Raw genomic sequence first — 757 nt, 5'->3', positions numbered from 1 at the left:
CACCTACAGCGTCACGTCTCCGTTCCTCGCTGCCGAGCGCGGCGAGATCGACGGCATCATCGAGCCGGCGAACACCCGTGTATCCACGCCAAGGCTCTGCGCGCTCTGCGCGGCAAGCGTGCAGAGCTTCCGCCCAAGAAGCACGGGAACATCCCGCTGTGACCGGGCAGCCCGACGCCAGTCCGTCCGACCGGAAGCCGCCGACGATCGAGATCACCCGCGGCAGCGCGACGGACGAGGAACTCGCTGCTCTGATCGCCGTCGTCAGCGATGCCTACGCGCAGGAGAGCGCGGAGGCCGTCGCCGACGAGCCTGTGGCATCCGCCTGGATGCGCACACAGCGGTCTCTGCGGACTCCGCTGCGCCGAGACATCCCCTGGGGCCGATTCTCCGGCTGAAGACGACCGCGCCTGCAGGAATGCCTGCGGGACCCGAGAGCCCCCCAGCTCTCGGGTCCCGCAGGCATTCTTCGCCATGGATGCGAGAGAGACAGACTCGCATCACCCCAAAACGGCGCATCCGACTCAATAGTACATCGATTGGAATTACTATTCCGGTCTCTGCGCCGATATACCGGAACTACGGACGGAGTGCCGTCGCCTCCCGCAGGTACAGATCGGATGCGCGCGGCGTCAGGATCTGATCCAGCACCACGCACGCAGCGCCGACCGCCCCCACGTCATCACCGACGATCGTGCCCGTCACCGGGATCTCCCGCACATCACGGGTCGCACTGCGCCGGTGCAGTTCGTTCCCC

General features: G+C 66.7%; 1 protein-coding gene and 1 pseudogene. Both read left to right on the top strand.

Going from position 1 to position 757, the window contains the following annotated elements; genetic code table 11:
- Positions 1-162, top strand: a pseudogene (locus IXW21_RS18345) (carboxyl transferase domain-containing protein); the annotation flags it as partial.
- Positions 159-398 carry an acyl-CoA carboxylase subunit epsilon gene (locus tag IXW21_RS18105; protein ID WP_194765483.1) on the top strand — a complete coding sequence of 80 codons (240 nt, stop codon included), beginning with the start codon at positions 159-161 and terminating at the stop codon, positions 396-398. The pseudogene IXW21_RS18345 and the gene IXW21_RS18105, both read left to right, overlap by 4 nt.
- Positions 399-757: the final 359 nt, after the last annotated feature.

Source organism: Microbacterium sp. UFMG61 (genome assembly GCF_015354505.1).
Taxonomy (GTDB): Bacteria; Actinomycetota; Actinomycetes; order Actinomycetales; family Microbacteriaceae; genus Microbacterium.
The sequence above is the reverse complement of the archived record's forward strand: the minus strand, read 5'-3'. Positions and strand labels throughout refer to the sequence as shown.